This is a genomic window from Cytobacillus eiseniae (assembly GCF_017874625.1).
GTDB lineage: Bacteria > Bacillota > Bacilli > Bacillales > Cytobacillaceae > Cytobacillus > Cytobacillus eiseniae.
In genome coordinates this window covers 82,892-102,624 of record NZ_JAGIKZ010000013.1, presented here as the reverse complement: position 1 = coordinate 102,624, position 19,733 = coordinate 82,892, and the positions used below count along the sequence as shown (strand labels likewise).

Here is a 19,733-nt window from a genome sequence, read left to right as displayed (position 1 = left end):
AAAAAAATAAGAAGAAATAACGGAATTCTTTAGAATTGGTGAGAGAATGTGGTGCAAAAGGGAAACCCTTTCAGTGGGCCTTTAAGGCCAAGGCCAGTAAGAGAGGCTTTCAGCCGCAGAGCAAACCACCAGTTCACACTGGTGGTTTTGATTTGCACTTATCTAAGATTGACATCATCTTGACTTAATAAATTTTTATAATAAAAGCTAGATTCAATAGACAATAACTAAATAGAAGGTTTATCATACTATCGTAGACGGGCTTTCCCTTTGTTAGGAGATGAAATGATGATTACTGTCTTAATTGTTGAAGATGAAGTTCCAATTAGTCAAGTGTTAAAGGTCTATCTACAGAAGGCGAATTTTCAGACGATACAGGCATTTAACGGAATAGAAGCGATCAATCAATTTAATGAACATATGCCTGAACTTGTATTACTGGATGTCATGCTTCCAGGCAAGGATGGGTGGACGGTATTAAAAGAAATCCGTGAAAGAAGTGATTGTCCAGTCATCATGCTTACAGCTTTAGGTGATGTTCAATATCGCTTAACTGGATTAAACGATGGGGCGGATGATTATATTTCTAAACCCTTTATTGCGGATGAAGTTGTGGCGAGAGTGAAAGCTGTTCTAAGACGGTCAAAGACAACAGAAAGTTCTTCGAAGAAATACGGTCAATTGGAAATCGATATAAAATCCCATCGAGTGAAAATAGGTGAGCAGGAAATAGAACTGACCCCACGTGATTTATCATTGCTTCTGTTCTTAGCAGAAAATCCAAATCAAACCTTTACAAGAGATCAGCTGATCGACAATGTGTGGGGCTGGGAATATGAGGGCAGTGACCGAGCAGTGGATTTAGCGATCAAACGATTAAGAAAATCGCTGAAAGCATGGCCAGTAGTTGAAGGTGAGATTAAGACTCTTCGAGGATTGGGGTATCAATTTTGTGTTTATAAAAAATAAAAAACGAATTTCATTGCTTCGTTATTGGACGAGTCGATATTTAGTTACGCTTTGTATCGGACTTGTTGTAATCGCAATCATCTCTGCTTTGTGGATCCGACATACAACACTTGAAAATCGGCTAGATATGACGAAGCTAATGGCAGAAGAAATCGCTAATCGATTTGTTGATATAAGTGAGGGAAGACCAAACAGAGAGGTGTCAGGTCTACTGACCAATCGAGGGCGTTTTATGAATATCGAAAGTGATCCATCAATTTATATTGTGGATACGATCGGTACGATCCTTTCGAGTAATCGTCCAACTGACAGGATGTTTCGGCAGTTCCCACGTGAAATATTGAGTAATGAAAAGAATGTCCAGAAGCTAACATTTGAGGAGGATGGACGTAATTTTTATGTAGTAAAGGCTCCGATTGACACACAGAACTTCTCACTTGGCTGGGTCGTCATCATAGAATTAGAAGAGAATCTTACACGGGTCAATCAAGAATATCGTCAGTTAGCGATTATGATTATAAGTCTTGCGCTTCTAGGCTGGGCTGCCATCTATTATCTATCACGCAGGCTTGCAAATCCGATTAAAGATGTAGCAAGAGCGGCGAAACAAGTGCAAGCAGGCGATTATAATATTGATTTGCCAGATGATATGAAAGAACTAGAAGTATATGAGCTTGTTCAGTCATTTAAGGAAATGTCCAATCGTTTGCAAAAATTGGAGTCCCTTCGTACAGAGTTATTAGCAGGTGTTACACATGAATTAAAAACGCCAGTGACATCGATTAGCGGACTCCTTCAGGCATTAAATGATAATGTCGTTACAGGGGAGGATGCAAAGGAATTCCTAAAGCTATCATTAAATGAAACATCAAAAATGAAAATAATGGTAGAGGATTTATTAGCCTTTAATTCATTTGCTGCGAATGCCATCCCAGTTACGATGGAAACACATGAAATTAAAAAGCTATTGTTGGATTTTATCCATCAATGGGAAATCGTTCAGGAGGACGAATCGATTGTGATGACAGTTACTCCACTTAAGGAAAGCAGGATTGTCCATGTTGATCCTATGAGACTTCAGCAAATCCTATCAAACCTTCTTAATAATGCAAAGCATGCGATTGAAGGAACAGGCAAAATTGACGTCATTTTAGCGGAAAACTCCAATCAAGTGATAATTGATATTACAGATACAGGCAGCGGCATTCCTTTAGAAGAACAAGACCTTATTTTTGAGCGTTTTTTTAGAGGGGAAGGAAAAAAATATAAAGTGAGAGGGTTAGGACTTGGTTTGCCATTTAGCAAAATGATTGCTCAGTCAATTGGAGGAGACCTTGTCCTGACAGAGAGTACAGCAGCTGGAACAACCTTTCGGATCACACTTCCGAAGTAAATAAAAACGAATCATACTAAAGTGCCTCTCTTTTCACAATCATTGAGAGGCGCTTTTTTTGTTAGTAAATAATTTTCAAAGGCATTTATAAAAATATGAAAAAAGTGATTGACCTTCACGTTGCGTTAAGGTGTATCGTTAATTTATGGAGGTGAGCGAATGGAATATACAGTGCAGAAGCTAGCTCAATTAGCGGGCGTAAGCGCCAGAACACTTCGGTATTATGATGAAATAGATATTCTTAAGCCGGCAAGAATTAATTCATCAGGGTATCAGATATACGGGCAAGCGGAAGTCGACCGTTTGCAGCAAATTTTGTTTTACAGGGAATTAGGTGTGGATTTAGAAAGTATTAAAAATATTGTAACAGCGCCTTCTTTTGATGGAGCTAAGGCACTGAGGGAGCATCGCAAGAAACTCTTAGAAAAAAAAGAACAATTAGATTTACTTATTGCAAATGTAGATAAAACAATTGCCTTAACAGAAGGGAGAATGAACATGTCGGATAAAGAAAAGTTTGAAGGCTTCAAGAAAAAAATGGTCGAAGAAAATGAGAAGAAATATGGAAAAGAAATTCGTGAAAAATATGGCGAGGATGCCGTTAATCAGTCAAATGCCAAAGTTTTGAATATGTCAGAGGAAGACTTTGAAAAAGTAACGAGCATAGATAAACAACTTCATGAAACGTTAGCTGAAGCTTTTGCAGCAGGTGATCCTGCAAGTGATATTGCTCAGAAAGCAGCAGACCTGCACAAGCAATGGCTATGCTACTATTGGAAAGAATATAGCAAGGAAGCACATGCTGGGCTGGCCCAAATGTATGTCGATGACGAAAGGTTCACAGCCTATTATGATAAGGCAAAGCCAGGAACGGCAGAATTTTTAAGAGATGCGATTTACATTTATATAGGTATGCAAAAATAATAGAATTCAAAAAAACGATTGGGTTGAGTTTCCCAGTCGTTTTTTTTATAGGTAAATCTCCCTTGACATCTTCCTGACACATTCACTGGTTAAAGTATGGTTGTAAGGCAGACAAAATGTTGAATGAAGGAATAAATATATAAACGAAAGAAGGGCTAGCCATGTATGAGAAAGATCCATTGAATGAGGGAGATCATATAGAAGTGAAGCAAGAGAAGCAGTCAAAATTAAAAGGCGTAATTTCGACAATTGTAGCTGGTGTGATTGGATCGGCTTTTACATTGACAACTATGCAATTTATCCCAAATGGGAACGAGGAGGTCCAAAGTGCAATTGTTGCCCAAGAAAATGGAGAAGCAGCTTCGGAATTAAATGTGCAGCAAGTATCTGCTCCTGCAAATAACTTAGCCGATACGATCGAGCAGGCATCAAAAGCGATTGTAGGGATTGTAAATAAACAGCAGCAAACGAACCGATTTAATCAATCAAATGAGGCAGTTGAAAGTGGAACAGGGTCAGGTGTGATTTTTAAGAAAACAGCTGATGGGGCGTATATTGTTACGAATAACCACGTAATTGAAGGGGCGAATGAAATTGAAGTATCCCTTCATGATGGTGAAAAGGCAAAGGCTGAATTAATTGGCACAGATCCATTAACAGATATTGCCGTATTAAAAATTGCAGGTGATGTGGATGTGGAAACCTTAACATTTGGAGATTCTTCCCAGCTAAGGGCGGGAGATCAAGTACTAGCAATTGGAAATCCACTTGGGCTTGATTTATCAAGAACAGTGACACAAGGAATTGTCAGTGCCATCGATCGAACAATTGCGGTTTCCACGTCTGCTGGTGAATGGGACTTGGAGGTTATTCAGACAGATGCCGCCATTAATCCTGGCAACAGTGGAGGTGCCCTGATCAATACGTCAGGAGAATTAATCGGAATTAATAGCTTAAAGATTTCTGAAAGCGGTGTAGAAGGGTTAGGGTTTGCGATTCCAAGCAATGAGGTGCAAGCGATTATTGATGCATTAATTGAAAATGGACAAGTCATTCGTCCTTACCTAGGTGTGAGTCTAGCGAGTTTGGAAGAGATCCCTCCGTTTTATTTACAAAGGATTTCGGGTGAAGTGACAAAAGGAGCAATGGTTACAAGCATTGACCCTAATTCGTCAGCAGCAAAAGCTGGCCTCCAAGTAGAGGACATCCTTATTTCTATAGGAGGCAATGAAATAGCTGATACGACAGATTTACGTAAATATTTATACGCAGAATTTTCGATTGGTGACAAGGTGGCAATCGAATTTTACAGGCAAGGTGAACGAAAGACAGTTGAAGTGGTATTAACGAGTAATCAAGCGACAAAATAACAGTGAAAAAAGGAGAAAAGATGAAGAAACTTTATTGGATGATCGGAATGGTTTTGGTGATCGGTCTTGTAATGACTGCCACTTTCATGCAAGGAAAGAATGTAGCTAGTGTGAATGGAGAGAAAATTAGTGAGGACGAATTACATGAGCTTCTCGTTTCACAATATGGATCTGAGGTGTTAGAGACATTAATTACCGAAAAAATGATTAAACAAGAAATGAAAAAGGAAAAGGTTGAAGTGAGCAAAGCTGAGCTTGAGGAAGAAATGAACGCATATATGGAATCATATGGCGGAGAAGAGGCGTTTCAGGAAATACTTGCCAACAACGGGGTCGAGATGTCCACAATTGAAAAAAATATTGAAAACTATGTCGCAACAAAAAAACTAATAGAACCAAGAATTAAGATTACTGATGACGAACTGCTAGCCTATTTTGAAGAAAATAAAGACAGCTATGCACAAGCCGAGCAAATACAGGCAAGTCATATCCTGGTTGAGGATGAGGAGACGGCAAAGGAAGTTCGTAAAAAGCTTGAAGCCGGAGAGGATTTCGGTAAGCTGGCTTCGGAATATTCAACAGATGTATCCAATAGTGAAACAGGTGGGGATCTTGGCTTTTTCGGGCGTGGTGAAATGGTTCAAACATTTGAAGAGGCTGCATTTACTTTAGAGATCGGAGAAATTAGTGCTCCCGTCAAGACGGACTATGGATACCACATTATTAAGGTAGTGGAAAAGAAAGAAGCAAAGGAAGCGGTATACGAAGAGGTGAAGCAAGAAATAAAAGAAACTTTATTTGATTCTAAGCTAGAAACGGAGTATGCAACTTGGCTTGATGAAAAGTTCGAAGAGTATGAGATTAAGAACGATCTAAAGAGTTAAGAAAACTGCATAAAGGAGGCAAACCAATGATGGCAGATAAAATATCCTCTAAAAGGCTGAACATTGCTGAAAAGTTGAGATTTTCAAGATCGATTGCAATTTTCTTCGGAAGAATGTAAGCATCCTCCTCTTAGCTGTCGTATTTATCTTTGCTCCTCGTTTTAAACGATAAACATATTCAATCCAACTAGGTTTATAGAAAAAATCCTCCTTATAATAAGGAGGATTGCTTCTTTTTATTACTCACTTTTCAATAAACGAACACTTTCGTCAAATTCTTTATCAATCGTTGGATTAGGGCGGTACGTAATTAAGCTAATAACAATGGAGAGAATTAAATTGATTGCAAAACCTGGAACAATTTCATATAATGTATCTCCAAGTCCAGCCTGTTTCCATATTATAACTGTAATTGCACCAGCAATCATCCCGATAAGTGCTCCCCAATTTGTCATCTTCTTCCAGAATAAGCTTAGAAGAATAACAGGTCCAAATGAAGCACCAAATCCTGCCCATGCGTATGCAACAAGGCTAAGGATCGTATTATCTTGTTCTAATGCTAATAACGCAGCAACAATTGAAACAGCTAAAACGGCCATTCTACCAAAGAAGACAAGTTCTTTATCAGAGGCGCTTTTCTTAAATAATGTTTTGTATAAATCCTCTGTTAAGGCACTTGAAGTAACAATGAGCTGTGAAGAAACGGTGCTCATAATAGCAGCAAGTACTGCAGCTAATAAGAATCCTGCGAATAATGGATGGAATACGATTTGTCCTAATACTAGGAAGACGGCCTCCGGATTATCTAATGTATATTGCGTATTCTGGTGGAAAAAGGCTAATCCGATTAAAGCCATAGCTACTGCACCTAGTAGCGAGAAAATCATCCAGCTCATCCCGATACGACGAGCACTCTTTGTTTCTTTAACTGTTGTGATAGCCATGAAGCGAACGATAATATGCGGCTGACCAAAATAGCCGAGTCCCCATGCCAAAGCAGAAATGATGCCTAAAGTCGTTGTTCCTTTAAAGAAATCTAATAGTGTAGGATCAATTGCTCGAATTGTTTCAAATGTTCCGCTGAATCCGCCTGTATGTGAAAGAGCAAGTGTTGGAACGAGAATTAAAGCGATTAACATCATTAATCCTTGAACGAAATCTGTATAACTAACCGCTAAAAAACCACCAAATAATGTGTAAGCGACAACAACACCAGATACAATTAGAAGGCCAAGATGATAGTTAACACCAAATGAGCTTTCAAAGAAAACAGCACCAGAAACCATACCTGATGAGACATAAAAAGTAAAGAATACTAAAATAACAATGGCAGATACGATTCTTAATAGTTTCGTTGAATCTTTGAAACGATTTTCTAAATAGCCAGGTATTGTAATTGAGTTGTTTGCAACTTGTGTATAGCTACGTAAACGTGGTGCGACAAAAAACCAGTTTGCATAGGCACCAAGTGTTAATCCGATGGCAATCCAAGCGTCTGCTAATCCACTTACATAAATTCCGCCTGGCAATCCCATTAATAACCAGCCACTCATATCTGCTGCTCCTGCGCTCAATGCAGTAACTGCTGGACCAAGTGAGCGTCCGCCTAGCATGTAATCAGTTAGATTACTTGTTTTCCGGTATGCATACCAGCCTATGATTAACATAGCAACCATGTAAATACCAATCGATATTATTTGTAGAACTGAATCTGACATGTGCATCTCCCCTTATAAAGAAATAATAATTACTAGTTCTCTAAATATTCTAACGGTATTTGTCGAAGAATACGAGAAAATTTATAAAAATACATAATTTTAATAAGTTTAACATGAAACTATTTATATTAATATATTCATTATTGAATAAGATTGGTTAATTATGTAGGATCTTTATATAGAGCTTGAAAAATAATGACAGATTTTTGGGGGATTTGAGTTCAAAATGATAAGGGTAAAAGTATTGTGAAATAACGACCTTTTCGAGTTTTTTACTCATAACACTTTTATTGATAAGATGGGTATGACATGATAAATAATAAAAAAGGTAATGGGTGAACAAATGAATAAAGTGATTAAAGTAAAGGTGAAATCAAAACATATAAAAAGCATTCAAGCAGGATATCCGCTTATAGCAGAGGGAGCTATTGAGCCGATTGCAAATGATATAGAAGAAGGCGTAATAATCGATCTTCTTGATGAAAACAATCGCTTTCTTGCTAAAGGGTATTATGGCAAGCAGAACAAGGGAAGAGGCTGGGTATTAAGTAGAAATCAACAGGAAGTAATTAATCAGCTATTTTTTGAAGAAAGATTTAATGGAGCTATTAATTATCGCAAGTCCCTTTTTGATGATGCAGAAACAACAGCATTCCGTATTTTTAATGGTGAAGGGGACGGAATTGGCGGTTTGACAATTGATTATTATGCAGGCTATTTACTACTCACTTGGTATAGCAAAGGAATTTACAAATTCAAAAATGAAATTGTCGCTGCTTTAACGAATGTTGCAGATTGGCAGGGAATATATGAGAAGAAGCGCTTTGATGTGAAGGGAACTTATATTGAGGGAGATGATTTTGTTATCGGGGAGGAAGCCCAATTTCCGTTAATTGTGAAGGAGAATGGGATACAATATGCGATTTATTTAAATGATGGTGCGATGACGGGAATCTTCTTGGATCAAAGAAATGTTCGAAAGACGATTCGTAATAAATATGCGTCAGGGAAAACGGTATTGAATACTTTTTCATATACGGGGGCTTTCTCGGTTGCGGCAGCATTAGGTGGTGCAATAAAAACAACAAGCGTAGATTTGGCCAATCGAAGCAAAAGCAAAACGATTGAACAATTTAGTGTAAATGGAATTGATTATGAATCCCAAGCAATTATTGTCGATGATGTATTCAATTATTTTAAATATGCAGTCAGGAAGAACTTATTATTTGATATGGTTATCCTTGATCCACCAAGCTTCGCACGTTCGAAAAAACATACATTTAGTGCAGGCAAAGATTACCCAGTTCTCCTAGAACAAGCCATTCAATTAACTGAAAAAAATGGAATCATCGTGGCCTCTTCAAATTGCAGCACGTTTAACATGGCTAGGTTTAAAGGATTTATAGAAAAGGCATTCAATGAGAGGGGAGAAAAATATAAAATTCTAGAGGAATATAGTCTTCCGGAGGATTTTAAAACAATCAAAGAATTTAAAGAGGGAAATTATTTGAAGGTCGTAATTATTCAAAAACGACCTTAAGAATTGAGAAATCGAGTAACGAGCAAAAGTAAAATAAGCGGAAATTTTCCGGTTAAATATAGAATAAAGCTCGTTTTGGGAGAAATAAGCGGATTTTTTCCGCTTATTCAATAAAAAAGTGCTCATTTTTGTGTTTTCTTAGTCAATAGGCGGAATTTCTCCGCTTATTTCTGCTTTTTTTATTAATAATTACGAAATAAGCGGAATATTTCCGTCTATTGATCAGCTTTGGTGCTTAACCAGATCCCCAACCGATCAGTGCGGACCTTCTTGATCCTAGATAAGAACATCAGCAACTTATCTTCTTTATCCTTGAAAATGATTATACAATTTTCACTGTTTTAGATATAGAGTGGAACTAGTTTTTGCCCACTATTAAAGCCTATGCTAAATCTGTTGTAACTTTTGATAGAAAACTAAATCATCCTTGTTATCACAATAAAAAGAAGCAAGCGGGTTTAATTCGCTTCCTTCTTAATGTTCCTTTTGCTTATACAATTCCTTGAACAATCATCGCATCAGCTACACGAATGAAGCCGGCAATATTGGCACCGAGGACGAGGTTTCCCGGATAGCCGTATTCTTCTGCGGCCTTTACGCTATTTTTGTATATATTTTTCATGATGACTTGGAGTTTTTTGTCCACCTTTTCGAAAGGCCAGGAAAGTCTGGCGCTATTTTGGGCCATTTCTAATGAGGAAACAGATACTCCGCCTGCATTTGCCGCCTTTGCAGGAGCGAAGAGGATATTATTTTTTAGGAAAATATCAATGGCTGCTAATGTAGAAGGCATGTTGGCACCTTCACCGATGGCTTTTACCCCATTTGCAACAAGGATCGTTGCAGCGCATTCGTTCAGCTCATTTTGAGTTGCACATGGCAAGGCAATATCACATGGAATGGACCATATTCCCTCACAGCCTTCAACATATTGAGCATATGGGTGGATATTGATATATTCAGCTATTCGTTTTTCTTCTACTTCTTTTAGCTGTTTCACGGTTTCTAAACAAATCCCATTTTCATCAAAAATATATCCATTGGAATCACTGCAAGCGACTACTTTTGCACCTAACTGAATGGCCTTTTCCATTGCATAGATCGATACATTCCCAGATCCTGAAACAATCACTGTGCTACCTTTAAAGCTTAGTCCTTTATCCTTTAACATTTCTTCAACAAAATAAATCGTTCCATAACCTGTTGCTTCCGTTCGTGCGAGACTTCCTCCATAGCCAATTCCTTTGCCTGTAAGTACTCCTGCCTCATATGCCCCACGAATTCGCTTATACTGGCCAAACATATACCCAATTTCTCTGGCACCGACACCGATATCACCTGCTGGCACATCAATATCTGGACCAATATATTTGCATAGCTCAGTCATAAAGCTTTGGGTGAAGCGCATGATTTCTCCATCAGATTTATGCTTTGGATCAAAATCTGCTCCGCCTTTTCCGCCTCCTATCGGCTGTCCTGTCAATGAGTTTTTAAGAATTTGTTCAAAACCTAGAAATTTAATTATGCTCGCATTGACGGTAGGATGAAAACGAATCCCGCCCTTATATGGCCCGATCGCACTATTGTACTGTACTCTGAAACCTCGATTGACTTGGACATTCCCTTTATCATCTGTCCAAGGGACACGGAATGTAATCATTCGCTCAGGCTCTACTAATCTTTCTAATATTCCATGCTTCATATAATGAGGTTTTTTGGAGAATACAGGGATAAGTGAATCGAATATTTCTTCAACAGCCTGGTGAAATTCATATTCGTGAGGATTACGGGATTTAACTACCTCAAATATGTTAGTAACATAGTCTAAGGCAGCCTGTGTTTCGTTATTTTTGATTTCTTCCATTGTGTGCATATTCACCTAAGCCTCCTTTTTAACATTACGAAAGATACACATCTTTGCCTCTTTGTAATATGATCGGTTTTAAGGCACTCGGAGCTTTTCTAATGTGTACTATATTTATTAAAATGAATGGATTTTCCCATAAGGAAATTTTATAATGAAAAAATAATCTAAACAATATGAAAAATAGATAATATTAATGCTTTAATTAGATGAATTGGTGAGGTGGAGAGTTGGAGTTAAGACAAATACACTATTTCATGGAAGTAGCTAAGCGTGAGCATGTTACAGATGCTGCCGCTGCCATGCATGTTGCACAATCCGCTGTCAGCAGGCAAATAGTTAATCTAGAAATGGAGCTTGGTGTGGATTTATTTATCCGAGAGGGAAGAAATGTACGATTAACACCGATTGGCAAAATATTTCTAAGACATATGGAAGAAGCGATGACTGTAATAGATAATGCACAGAGAGAGGTGGAAGAATATTTAGATCCGGAGAAGGGAACGATTCGGATCGGCTTTCCAAGTAGTTTGGCCGCCTATACATTGCCAACAGTTATTTCTGCCTTTCGCAGTCAGCATCCAGGAGTGAAGTTTCAGCTGCATCAAGGCTCCTATCATTCATTAATTGATGGAGTTATTAAGGGTGATATAGATATGGCATTGTTAGGCCCTGTGCCAAAAGAGGTAAAAAAGGTGCAAGGAAATATTTTATTTACCGAAAAAATGGTTGCTTTGTTGCCCAATAAACATAAATTCGCAGATAAGAAGGCATTAAAATTAAGCGAGCTAAGAGATGACTCCTTTGTTCTGTTTCCACGCGGCTATATTTTGAGAGAGATCATTTTAAATGCTTGCCAGCAATTAGGCTTTCAGCCAACGATATCATTTGAAGGGGAGGATATTGATGCCATCAAAGGCTTAGTTTCAGCTGGTCTTGGGATCACGCTCATTCCTGAAATTACATTGATTGATAGCTTACCTAGGCAAACGGTTAAAATCCCGATTACTGATCCAGAAGTGACAAGGACGGTTGGGGTGATCATCCCGACAGAAAGAGAAATGCTGCCAACAGCTAAGCTCTTTCACACCTTTATAAATGACTTCTTTGATCGACTCGGCAGCTTTCAGAAGTAAGGATCAAAAAAACACGATGATAGCTGCTGACAGCTCCATCGTGTTTTTGTTCCTTAATTTAGTCCTTCGATGACTACTTCCTTTGCAGGCAAGAAGCCTTCACCAGTATCTAAATAGGTAATATTCACTTGATCGCCCTCCTGCAAGTAGATGGCCATCGGACTGCTTTCTGAAGAAATGATATAGCTTTGCTTGTTATTTAATAAGAAAGTAATGATTGTGAAATCACCGACTCTTTCTTTATATACCCTTACAACTGTCCCACTTATTTTCTTTTCATCTGCCTTCGAACTGCCATCCACTGTGCCGCCACCGCGTTGTAAGGCAGTTTTATAAAGCTTCAGTGCTTCATTAGGTGTAGATCCATAAGAAGAGATTTCTGGGTTTGCTGCAGAAACAATAAAGTAATTTTGAAGGAAGCCATTCGCATCTAATACAGGTGTTAACCAGCTGGCTTCTCCATAGAAATTGTAAAGGACAGGCATTTCTCCATCCCATTTTTTCTCGATAAATTTCTTCTCAATTATTTGCAGTGCACCTTGTGAATCCATATACGATTCCTCGAGATTTCCTGTATAATAAGTAGCCTCACCTGTTCGTGAGTTTGTTAGGGAATAGCCGAGCATAGAGTCCACGCCTTCTTTAGGACTAGTGAAATCTGTAAAATAGAACATTTCTCCATTTTCATCAAAGATGGGGCTCACATTTGCTTCTGTTCCTTCATCAGAAGGAAGCTTCACATCTTTCTTCCCGAATTTACTATTCCAGAAACCGTGGATATAGTTGCCAAAATAGCTATTTTGCAGGCTCACCACTTCAGGCGATACTGCACCATCAATGAACGCAGGTACATCTGCTAATTTATAATTTTTTGTTTGGCCATTTTTCGGATCAACAATCACAATCCCTTTCACATCGAACCCATTTCGTGCAGTAACAAATTCTCCATACGAACGAATATAATGTGGTTTTCCTTCATCATCAATTTCTAATTGTACATCCCCATGGAAAATATACTGTGGATATTGCATTCTTATATGCCGTTCAATATTTTTACTAAAGTAGGAGGAAGGCGTATACTCCATTCCTGCTTTTATAAATTTTGGATTAGCTGAAGAATCGGTTGCACTAATTGTAAAGTAACCAGGTGTTTCATCGCCATTTATCCATTTGAAAAAGCCGGAAAACTCTACAGGTGCAATATACACATATTCCCCATTTACCTTCTGAATTTGTAAATTACCAAGCTCATAATAGCTTGTATTTGGTACTTGCCCGAATGCTTTCTTCATTTTATTGCGGGCAAATTTAGGGGGAACACTAGCTGGTGTTTCGTTTTCATCAAATGTTTCAATTTCAGTTTTTACATCCATCTTAGCTATTTCATATTTTTCATCTGCATTAAAAAGAAAAGCAAGAAGAATGAAGGCAGCGCCAGCAAGGCTTGCTAAAAAAAGACAGGCTTTAATGATTCTTTCTTTACCAGCAGAGAACAATGCACCTAAGGCTGTAATGATTACAGCAATCATCCATAATGAAGTTATGTTCCGATCAAGATTTGTAAAGTAATAGACGGAAAAAACGATAACAATTAATAGGATAATCGCAGCTAGTAGGATCCCAGTCTTTGGTTGTTTCTTTTCCTCCTTGCTTTTATTATTTGTGAAGGGAATAAGCACGAGTGCTGAAGCTAACCCCACAATAAGTGAAAATAAAATTATATTTCCCATCGAATCTCTCCTTTAAAATTAACCTTTCCTTATATACGGACGGTATTCTAGAAAGGTTTCAGAAACATAGCTGACTAAGAGCCCGTTGCCTAGTGATTTTTTTATATAATAAAAATATAAACTGTCACAAATATCGTTGATGTACGACAGATAGGTATGAAGGAGAAAAGTAGGTGAGCAGGCTTGAATACGAATGGGAAAAGGGAAATGGTGATGGAATGGTACGATTCCTATTATGATGATATTTATCGATTCATACTGTATATGTTCGGTGATCGCCAGCTTTGTGAGGATTTCGTTCATGATACATTTGTTCGAGCTTATACGGCAATGGATCGATTCGATCAACGCTCAAGTGTAAAAACATGGCTTTTTAGCATTGCGAAGCATGTAGTATTGGATGAAATTCGAAAACGAAAGCGGAGGAAGCTAGTGCCAATTGAAAAGGAGTTTCTGTCGACCTTTAATGTAGAGCAGTTGATAGAAAATAAAGAGGCGATCCAGCAACTAGTGAATCATATTCAATTGTTAAAACCGAATTATCGGATTGTCATCATCCTAAGGAAGGTTGAAGAATGTTCAATTAAAGAAATAGCTGAAGTCTTAGAATGGTCTGAAACAAAGGTTCGAAAGACATTATCAAGAGCTGTTCTTTTATTAAGAAAAATGAATCAAGTGGATGAAGGAGGTGGAAAAGGTGAGCAAACACGATGATGATCAGTGGAAGCAGCTTCAACAAGTTAAGTCCACGTCACAGGAAAAGGAGCAGATTAGGCAGAGAGTTTGGCAATCGATGCAATCAGAGATAATTAACAAGAAGCCTGAACGTTTTTTCCATTGGCAAGGCATTGCAACAGCTTGTTTAATAATTCTCATCTGTGGCAGCTTCCTTGGTTTCATTTTTCAAAATACAGGGGAGCAAAATGCAGAACATCCAACCATTGATTATAGGCAGTTTAGTTGGGAAATCGAAAATATCTATACAGAACAAGCAGAAGATAGTCTTGAAATATATAAAGAAAAACAAGATATGCCTGTCGGGACAATCAAGGAAGTGTCAGGGGAGGAAATGGAATCGATCACAACACAATCGCCAATGTTTGTAGAAAAGGAGCTAGAGAATTTCCCGTATCCTATCACGATGTATATTGAGCATGTAAAAATGATGGATACAGCATTAAGATATCATTTTTTCATTCCTAATGATGAGAAATGGATATATTTTACCTTCGATTATCCGAAGCTTGAATATGCAGAAATCTTTCATGCAATGTCCACCATTAAATTTAATGACAAGAAGCCATATATTCACAATCATCAGCTGTATGTGAACCATGGATATGGAACGATGCTGTTTCCAACAGGCTTGACGCCCTATTCAATTACTTTATATAAGGAAATTTATCATGGGTTAGCCTATTCGAATAAGGCATATTCATCCTATATAGAAGCAATAGAGGCAACAGGGCTTTGGAAAAAAGTTGCTTCAAATGGAGGAAGACATACCTTTATTTCTTTGGATGGCAATCAAGAAGTTAGTATTACATGGCATGGAAATGAAATTATTTATGAGCTTGGTTACCCAAATAGAGAGGAATAGTATGTGTATGTCAGCTGATTCTTTACGGGTCAGCTTTTTATTATGATTCAGCTTCGTTTGGATTTTATCGAATTATCATAATTTTTTGTTTCGTTCTAGAAAATTAGAATGTATAATAAAACTAGGATGAATAAAATTTTCAGAAGGGTGATTGGACAAGATGAGAAATCAAAAATATATGGATATTAATTTAGAACAACAGAAACTTATTTCTAGTCCTTTAAGGTCAAAAATCATTTATTTATTAGATGAAAAATCAATGACAGCAAAGCAGGTAGCAGATGAAATGGGGAGAACAGCAGGGAGTATTCACTACCATATTCAGCAGCTATTCAACGGTGGATTTTTAGAGATAGAAGAAACAAAGGAAAACAAAGGAATTATTGAAAAGTACTATCGGTCAAAAGCAACCCATTTTCGTTTGAAGGATGAGAATTCACCTGACCAAGGAATGAAAAAGCACTCAAGGAGAAGTTGTCTATCCTTGTCAGATGATGAATTAAAGGATTTTGAAGCAGATTTTGATGCACTGCTATTAAAATATTATAAGAAAACAGTGAAAGAAGATATTCCACGTACCCCTTACCAAATTGAATGTCAGTTTGAAATTGTACCGGAGGAGGAAGAATAGATGCCAATTGCGATAAAAAGGAATATAGGTCTTTTCCTTTTAGGAAAGATGACTGCCGTTCTCGGATCATCCATTTATGGATTTGCCATTGGGTTATATATTCTGGCAGAGACAGGATCCAGTTTAAACTTTGCCATTACACTCATTTTAAGTGTCTTGCCTCGGATTTTGCTAGCACCTGTTGCTGGTGCACTGAGTGATCGCTGGAACCGAAAGAAGATTATTATTATATCGGATTTTGCCTGTGCGATATGGCTGATCATTATATTTGTTGTCTTTACCTTTGGCTTTTCGGAAATTTGGGTTTTATATTGTGCAACAGCCGTTCTAAGTATCCTCAACACATTTTACTCTGCAGCAGTTACATCATCGATTTATAATATGGTAGGACCTGACTTTATACAAAAGGCCATGTCATTAAATCAAGCAGCAGCCTCACTATCTACGATTCTAGGACCCGTTCTTGGCGGAGTGTTCTTTGGATTCTTTCCGATTACAACATTTATGATTATTAATATTATTGCGTTTACCATTTCAGGATTGGCAAGTGTATTCATTCAATATGATTTATTTGCTGAGAAAAAAGAAAGAGAAACAGATAGCTCTATTCTTACCGATTTAAAAGTAGGCTTTACTTATGTAAAACAACAAACTTTCATTAAAAATTTAATTTTTCTAAGTGTTTTTCTGAACTTTTGGTTTGCTGTCTTTCCAGTTGCTATGCCTTATTTAATTCTTACGATAAGGAAGATGGAGTCCGTTCAGCTAGGGATTATTGAAGGGAGCTTTTCAGTGGGAATGATGATCATGGCAATCATTCTGTCTACGCGTCCTGAAATCAAGCGAAAAGATATTAGTATATTCGGTGGTTTACTTGTAATGTCTACCGTCCTAATCTTGCTTGGACTGCCTAATTTTCCAGGGATGATGGCTATTTCGAATCTCGTATTCTTTCCTTATTTAATTGTCATGGTGCTGCTCCTTTCATCATCCATTATGATTGTGAATATGCCAATCATGGTCCTTCTACAAAAAAATACACCAGATGAGTATCGAGGAAGAGTGATGTCTTTGGTTGAGACAGGGGCAAGTGCGATGGCACCATTAGGCTATATTGTTTTTGGGTTTTTACTAGAAAAGATGCCTGTTTGGATTATATTGACGATCAGTGGGGCAAGTATTATTATCCTAGTCCATTATCATATTAAACGGAAAATACTCGTCCAACATTTAAGAACAGTCGATAAACCACAAGCAGTTACGGTAGATGTATAAAGAAAAATCGACAGGACCTAGGTACCTGTCGATTTTTTAGTATTATGATCGGATTGGTCAGTGAAAACAGCTTGAATGACGTAAAGTACCATCCAAATAGTGATAACTAAAAATCCCCACCCTAATACTTTTTGCTGTGATTCGAGATAGTTATTGCAAATTTGAATGGGAGAATCAATATAAAGCCAAGCCATTAACCCGAACATTGGTAAATAGTTTAAAAAAATGAAGCTTCTTCCTAATGTTTGTATCTTGCTCCAGCTATCACGAATACATAGGCCAATGATCGGAAGACCGATAAATTTAAATAATTCAATGTACCACTCGCTCACTGCCTCGTCAATTGCACGTGGGAGCATCCAATACATCGTAATAAAGATAAATAGGATAATGCCTGGAACTCCATTTGTATTCCAATTAGCGAAAAAGTGCTGAAACTTTCTTAGGATTGGTTTACCGATGAGCCAGCCAACTAGAATAAGTAATGGGAGCTGAATGAGCATGTGAACGATCATAATGGACTCCATATAGTTTGTAAGTGGAGGGATACATAAGATACCATACAAAATGATGCCAAGTATCGCTTGTTTCATTCCTTATTCCTCCACTTCATTCTCAAGTAAATTGATCACAGTATTCACTGCTTCATCAATTTTAGTAAAATCCATAACTTCTTCTAAGTAGCCCTTTTTATTAACTAAATAAAAGGCCGAATTGTGGGTGAAGCCACCTTCTCCATCTGGAATAACAATGACCCCAAATTCCTCCAGTAACTCATTCAGTTCATTTTGGTCAGCTATTCGTGCCATTCTCCACGTATCGCCATCACTTCCAAAGGCCTTTCGGTATTTTTCTAATGTCTCAACATCATCGCGAGCAGGATCAAAGCTTATACTTAAAAAGAGAAGATCCTTTCCAATATAGGTAGCAGGTATTTGCTGATAAACCTCTGCTAAATTCATTTCTAGCTTCGGACATACATCTGAACAAGCTGTGTAAATAAAGGTAAGCATGATATTTTTGCCCTTTAACTCAGAAAATGAATAGACACGTCCTTTGCTATCTTCTAAGGTAACATTTGGAAACTCAGGTTTTTCTTTTAATAATTTATAGGTCCGGGCACTTTCTGCTGTATAGGCCCTGAACCCATCTGTACCAACATAAAAGAGCACACAGCCTAAAATAACAGTCAAAATCGTCGCTGTTAGATTACGCCAATTTCTTTTCATTCATATCGCTTCCTGTTTTACCCCTTACTTGTACGTAACGAATAAAATGGATGATAAAAATTGTGAGTGCTAGGACAGCTAACACACCACCAATTGCTCCAAATACTGCAGGTGCCATCCATTCTGGGAAATGAGTGGCCCATCTTCTAGGTGTACTAAGTGCACCAGAAATTAAGAAACCTACACTTACACTAATCATACCAAGTGCATAAATTACAAATCCAAATTTATCTAATCCGTTCGGTTTTAAATCACTATCTACTTTTGACAGATAATAAATGAAACTGAAAAGCATGACGGCTGCACCTAGACCCATGTACATATGGAAATGTCCAGGAACCCATTTCGTATTATGCATCACATGGTTAACAACAATTGTTGCATCAACAATGGCTGGAACAACGCCGACAACCCAGCCAAACATAGACATGAAGGCTAAACCAGATGCCATATCCCACTTAATACCAGACTTATAAACGATCATTAGAGCACCGTAAGCCGTTACGACTAATACAGGTAAACCATTTGCATAGGATAATACTTGTCCCATGATTAACATCCATTTTGGCATAACAGAGTCCATTAGCATATGGTGCGTATAAATCACTAATGTAAATGCAGTAGACATTGTCCATGCAATTAAGAATGGTCGATTAGACTTCCACGGGCGATTCGTATATCTTGGCAAAATTTCATAGACAACAATTACACCCATGTAAATAATCGAGTTAGCGAATATATGACCGAAAGCAAATGTTAAGTTTTTCGCTAATAGTGGGTCAAATGTAAATGCTGGGTTAATGACGTTAATAATATTCATAATTAAAACGATCGCACCAGCAGTTAAAGCAGTAGTATTTACAATTGTTACCATTGTGCTAGCAACGACTGTTGGAGATGGAGCATCTTTTTCTGCTCTTTTTCCAGAGATAACATCCCATCCTAAACCTTTTCCAAGACTTCCGTGTTTCTTAATAATGGCTCTTCCTGTATCGATGTATAGCAGTAAGAATCCTACACCGAGAATAAGCATTCCGATTAAATATAATAAAGCTCCAGTCGTTCCCCATGCACCGCCTGATAACGCTGGCAATGGATAGAGGAATGTCCAAGCGCTTGCATATTTAAAGGAAAATACGCCGATAATAACCATGACTACGCCAATGATCGATAACAATAAATTAATCTTGAATACCTTTTTTGATAACTCAACGTAATGAGATAAGAAATACCACATGACGCCTGCAGCTGCTAGAGCGGCTGCACCAACCATCCCTGTGCCATGTATGGTTAAGAACTGATAGAATGCAGCAGGAGAAAAATCTAAAACTCCACCTTGAGCTAAAAGCATTAATATCCCAAAAATCATCATAATCCCAATAATGACACCACCAACGATTAAATAAGTGGCAATAAGACCATTATTGGATGTAATTTCTTTATTATTAATAGTTGTGTTCATCTATTTAC

Annotated in this window: 17 protein-coding genes; 11 read left to right on the top strand and 6 right to left on the bottom strand. The window is 37.7% G+C overall.

The window, feature by feature from the left end; translation table 11 throughout:
- The first annotated feature begins 288 nt into the window (after positions 1 to 288).
- From J2Z40_RS12325 to J2Z40_RS12305, 5 genes are all read left to right on the top strand, one after another.
- Positions 289 to 969 carry a response regulator transcription factor gene (locus J2Z40_RS12325; protein WP_066391518.1) on the top strand — a complete coding sequence of 227 codons (681 nt, stop codon included), beginning with the start codon at positions 289 to 291 and terminating at the stop codon, positions 967 to 969.
- Entirely contained in the window at positions 953 to 2,362 is a 1,410-nt protein-coding gene (locus tag J2Z40_RS12320) for an ATP-binding protein (protein WP_066391519.1), read from the top strand. Before J2Z40_RS12325 ends, J2Z40_RS12320 begins: the two co-directional genes overlap by 17 nt.
- 159 nt (positions 2,363 to 2,521) lie before the next feature.
- The gene (locus tag J2Z40_RS12315; RefSeq protein WP_066391520.1) at positions 2,522 to 3,286 is read left to right on the top strand and encodes a MerR family transcriptional regulator; all 765 of its coding nucleotides are present in this window, start codon (positions 2,522 to 2,524) and stop codon (positions 3,284 to 3,286) included.
- Between the two features lie 161 nt (positions 3,287 to 3,447).
- A complete protein-coding gene (locus J2Z40_RS12310) occupies positions 3,448 to 4,656 on the top strand; it encodes a S1C family serine protease (RefSeq protein ID WP_066391521.1) in 1,209 nt (402 codons plus the stop codon).
- Positions 4,657 to 4,676: 20 nt separating this feature from the next.
- Complete coding sequence (locus J2Z40_RS12305; protein WP_066391522.1) at positions 4,677 to 5,540, top strand: foldase protein PrsA; 864 nt, start codon at positions 4,677 to 4,679, stop codon at positions 5,538 to 5,540.
- A gap of 239 nt (positions 5,541 to 5,779) precedes the next feature.
- On the opposite strand, the gene putP is transcribed toward J2Z40_RS12305, so the two are convergent.
- Complete coding sequence (gene putP / locus J2Z40_RS12300; RefSeq protein WP_066391523.1) at positions 5,780 to 7,258, bottom strand: sodium/proline symporter PutP; 1,479 nt, start codon at positions 7,256 to 7,258, stop codon at positions 5,780 to 5,782.
- Between the two features lie 343 nt (positions 7,259 to 7,601).
- Here putP and J2Z40_RS12295 point away from each other — a divergent pair, with 343 nt between their 5' ends.
- On the top strand, positions 7,602 to 8,798 hold the full coding sequence (locus J2Z40_RS12295) for a class I SAM-dependent rRNA methyltransferase (RefSeq protein ID WP_066399068.1): 1,197 nt from the start codon (positions 7,602 to 7,604) through the stop codon (positions 8,796 to 8,798).
- 490 nt (positions 8,799 to 9,288) lie between these two features.
- Here J2Z40_RS12295 and gdhA read toward each other — a convergent pair whose 3' ends face one another.
- Positions 9,289 to 10,671 (bottom strand): NADP-specific glutamate dehydrogenase, encoded by a 1,383-nt coding sequence (gene gdhA / locus J2Z40_RS12290; RefSeq protein ID WP_066391526.1) that lies wholly within the window; start codon positions 10,669 to 10,671, stop codon positions 9,289 to 9,291.
- A gap of 221 nt (positions 10,672 to 10,892) precedes the next feature.
- On the opposite strand from gdhA, the gene gltC reads away from it, so the two are divergent.
- A complete protein-coding gene (gene gltC / locus J2Z40_RS12285) occupies positions 10,893 to 11,798 on the top strand; it encodes a glutamate biosynthesis transcriptional regulator GltC (protein ID WP_066391528.1) in 906 nt (301 codons plus the stop codon).
- 53 nt (positions 11,799 to 11,851) lie between these two features.
- On the opposite strand, the gene J2Z40_RS12280 is transcribed toward gltC, so the two are convergent.
- The gene (locus J2Z40_RS12280) at positions 11,852 to 13,528 is read right to left on the bottom strand and encodes a hypothetical protein (RefSeq protein ID WP_066391530.1); all 1,677 of its coding nucleotides are present in this window, start codon (positions 13,526 to 13,528) and stop codon (positions 11,852 to 11,854) included.
- A 183-nt stretch (positions 13,529 to 13,711) separates the two neighbouring features.
- Here J2Z40_RS12280 and J2Z40_RS12275 point away from each other — a divergent pair, with 183 nt between their 5' ends.
- The 4 genes from J2Z40_RS12275 (at position 13,712) to J2Z40_RS12260 (ending at position 17,034) form a co-directional block, all read left to right on the top strand.
- A complete protein-coding gene (locus J2Z40_RS12275; protein WP_245350082.1) occupies positions 13,712 to 14,242 on the top strand; it encodes an RNA polymerase sigma factor in 531 nt (176 codons plus the stop codon).
- Positions 14,226 to 15,128 carry a hypothetical protein gene (locus J2Z40_RS12270; protein WP_066391531.1) on the top strand — a complete coding sequence of 301 codons (903 nt, stop codon included), beginning with the start codon at positions 14,226 to 14,228 and terminating at the stop codon, positions 15,126 to 15,128. Before J2Z40_RS12275 ends, J2Z40_RS12270 begins: the two co-directional genes overlap by 17 nt.
- Before the next feature lie 160 nt (positions 15,129 to 15,288).
- Positions 15,289 to 15,759 (top strand): ArsR/SmtB family transcription factor, encoded by a 471-nt coding sequence (locus J2Z40_RS12265; RefSeq protein ID WP_245350081.1) that lies wholly within the window; start codon positions 15,289 to 15,291, stop codon positions 15,757 to 15,759.
- Positions 15,760 to 17,034, top strand: a complete 1,275-nt coding sequence (locus J2Z40_RS12260; protein WP_066391532.1) for an MFS transporter — start codon at positions 15,760 to 15,762, stop codon at positions 17,032 to 17,034. It abuts the gene before it with no gap.
- Positions 17,035 to 17,051: 17 nt separating this feature from the next.
- Here J2Z40_RS12260 and J2Z40_RS12255 read toward each other — a convergent pair whose 3' ends face one another.
- From J2Z40_RS12255 to J2Z40_RS12245, 3 genes are read right to left on the bottom strand one after another with little or no spacing between them, the layout of a single operon-like run.
- Entirely contained in the window at positions 17,052 to 17,627 is a 576-nt protein-coding gene (locus tag J2Z40_RS12255; protein ID WP_066391533.1) for a hypothetical protein, read from the bottom strand.
- 3 nt (positions 17,628 to 17,630) lie between these two features.
- A complete protein-coding gene (locus J2Z40_RS12250) occupies positions 17,631 to 18,263 on the bottom strand; it encodes an SCO family protein (protein ID WP_066391534.1) in 633 nt (210 codons plus the stop codon).
- A complete protein-coding gene (locus J2Z40_RS12245) occupies positions 18,244 to 19,725 on the bottom strand; it encodes a cbb3-type cytochrome c oxidase subunit I (protein ID WP_157087785.1) in 1,482 nt (493 codons plus the stop codon). Before J2Z40_RS12245 ends, J2Z40_RS12250 begins: the two co-directional genes overlap by 20 nt.
- Positions 19,726 to 19,733 lie beyond the last annotated feature (8 nt).

Bases quoted from the DNA above. Each gene is read 5' to 3' on its own strand.
- J2Z40_RS12245 (WP_157087785.1), bottom strand. From the start codon at position 19,725: ATGAACACAACTATTAATAATAAAGAAATTACATCCAATAATGGTCTT.
- J2Z40_RS12250 (WP_066391534.1), bottom strand. From the start codon at position 18,263: ATGAAAAGAAATTGGCGTAATCTAACAGCGACGATTTTGACTGTTATT.
- gdhA (WP_066391526.1), bottom strand. From the start codon at position 10,671: ATGCACACAATGGAAGAAATCAAAAATAACGAAACACAGGCTGCCTTA.
- J2Z40_RS12315 (WP_066391520.1), top strand. From the start codon at position 2,522: ATGGAATATACAGTGCAGAAGCTAGCTCAATTAGCGGGCGTAAGCGCC.
- J2Z40_RS12265 (WP_245350081.1), top strand. From the start codon at position 15,289: ATGAGAAATCAAAAATATATGGATATTAATTTAGAACAACAGAAACTT.
- J2Z40_RS12260 (WP_066391532.1), top strand. From the start codon at position 15,760: ATGCCAATTGCGATAAAAAGGAATATAGGTCTTTTCCTTTTAGGAAAG.
- J2Z40_RS12295 (WP_066399068.1), top strand. From the start codon at position 7,602: ATGAATAAAGTGATTAAAGTAAAGGTGAAATCAAAACATATAAAAAGC.
- J2Z40_RS12280 (WP_066391530.1), bottom strand. From the start codon at position 13,528: ATGGGAAATATAATTTTATTTTCACTTATTGTGGGGTTAGCTTCAGCA.
- J2Z40_RS12255 (WP_066391533.1), bottom strand. From the start codon at position 17,627: ATGAAACAAGCGATACTTGGCATCATTTTGTATGGTATCTTATGTATC.
- putP (WP_066391523.1), bottom strand. From the start codon at position 7,258: ATGTCAGATTCAGTTCTACAAATAATATCGATTGGTATTTACATGGTT.
- J2Z40_RS12325 (WP_066391518.1), top strand. From the start codon at position 289: ATGATTACTGTCTTAATTGTTGAAGATGAAGTTCCAATTAGTCAAGTG.
- J2Z40_RS12305 (WP_066391522.1), top strand. From the start codon at position 4,677: ATGAAGAAACTTTATTGGATGATCGGAATGGTTTTGGTGATCGGTCTT.
- J2Z40_RS12310 (WP_066391521.1), top strand. From the start codon at position 3,448: ATGTATGAGAAAGATCCATTGAATGAGGGAGATCATATAGAAGTGAAG.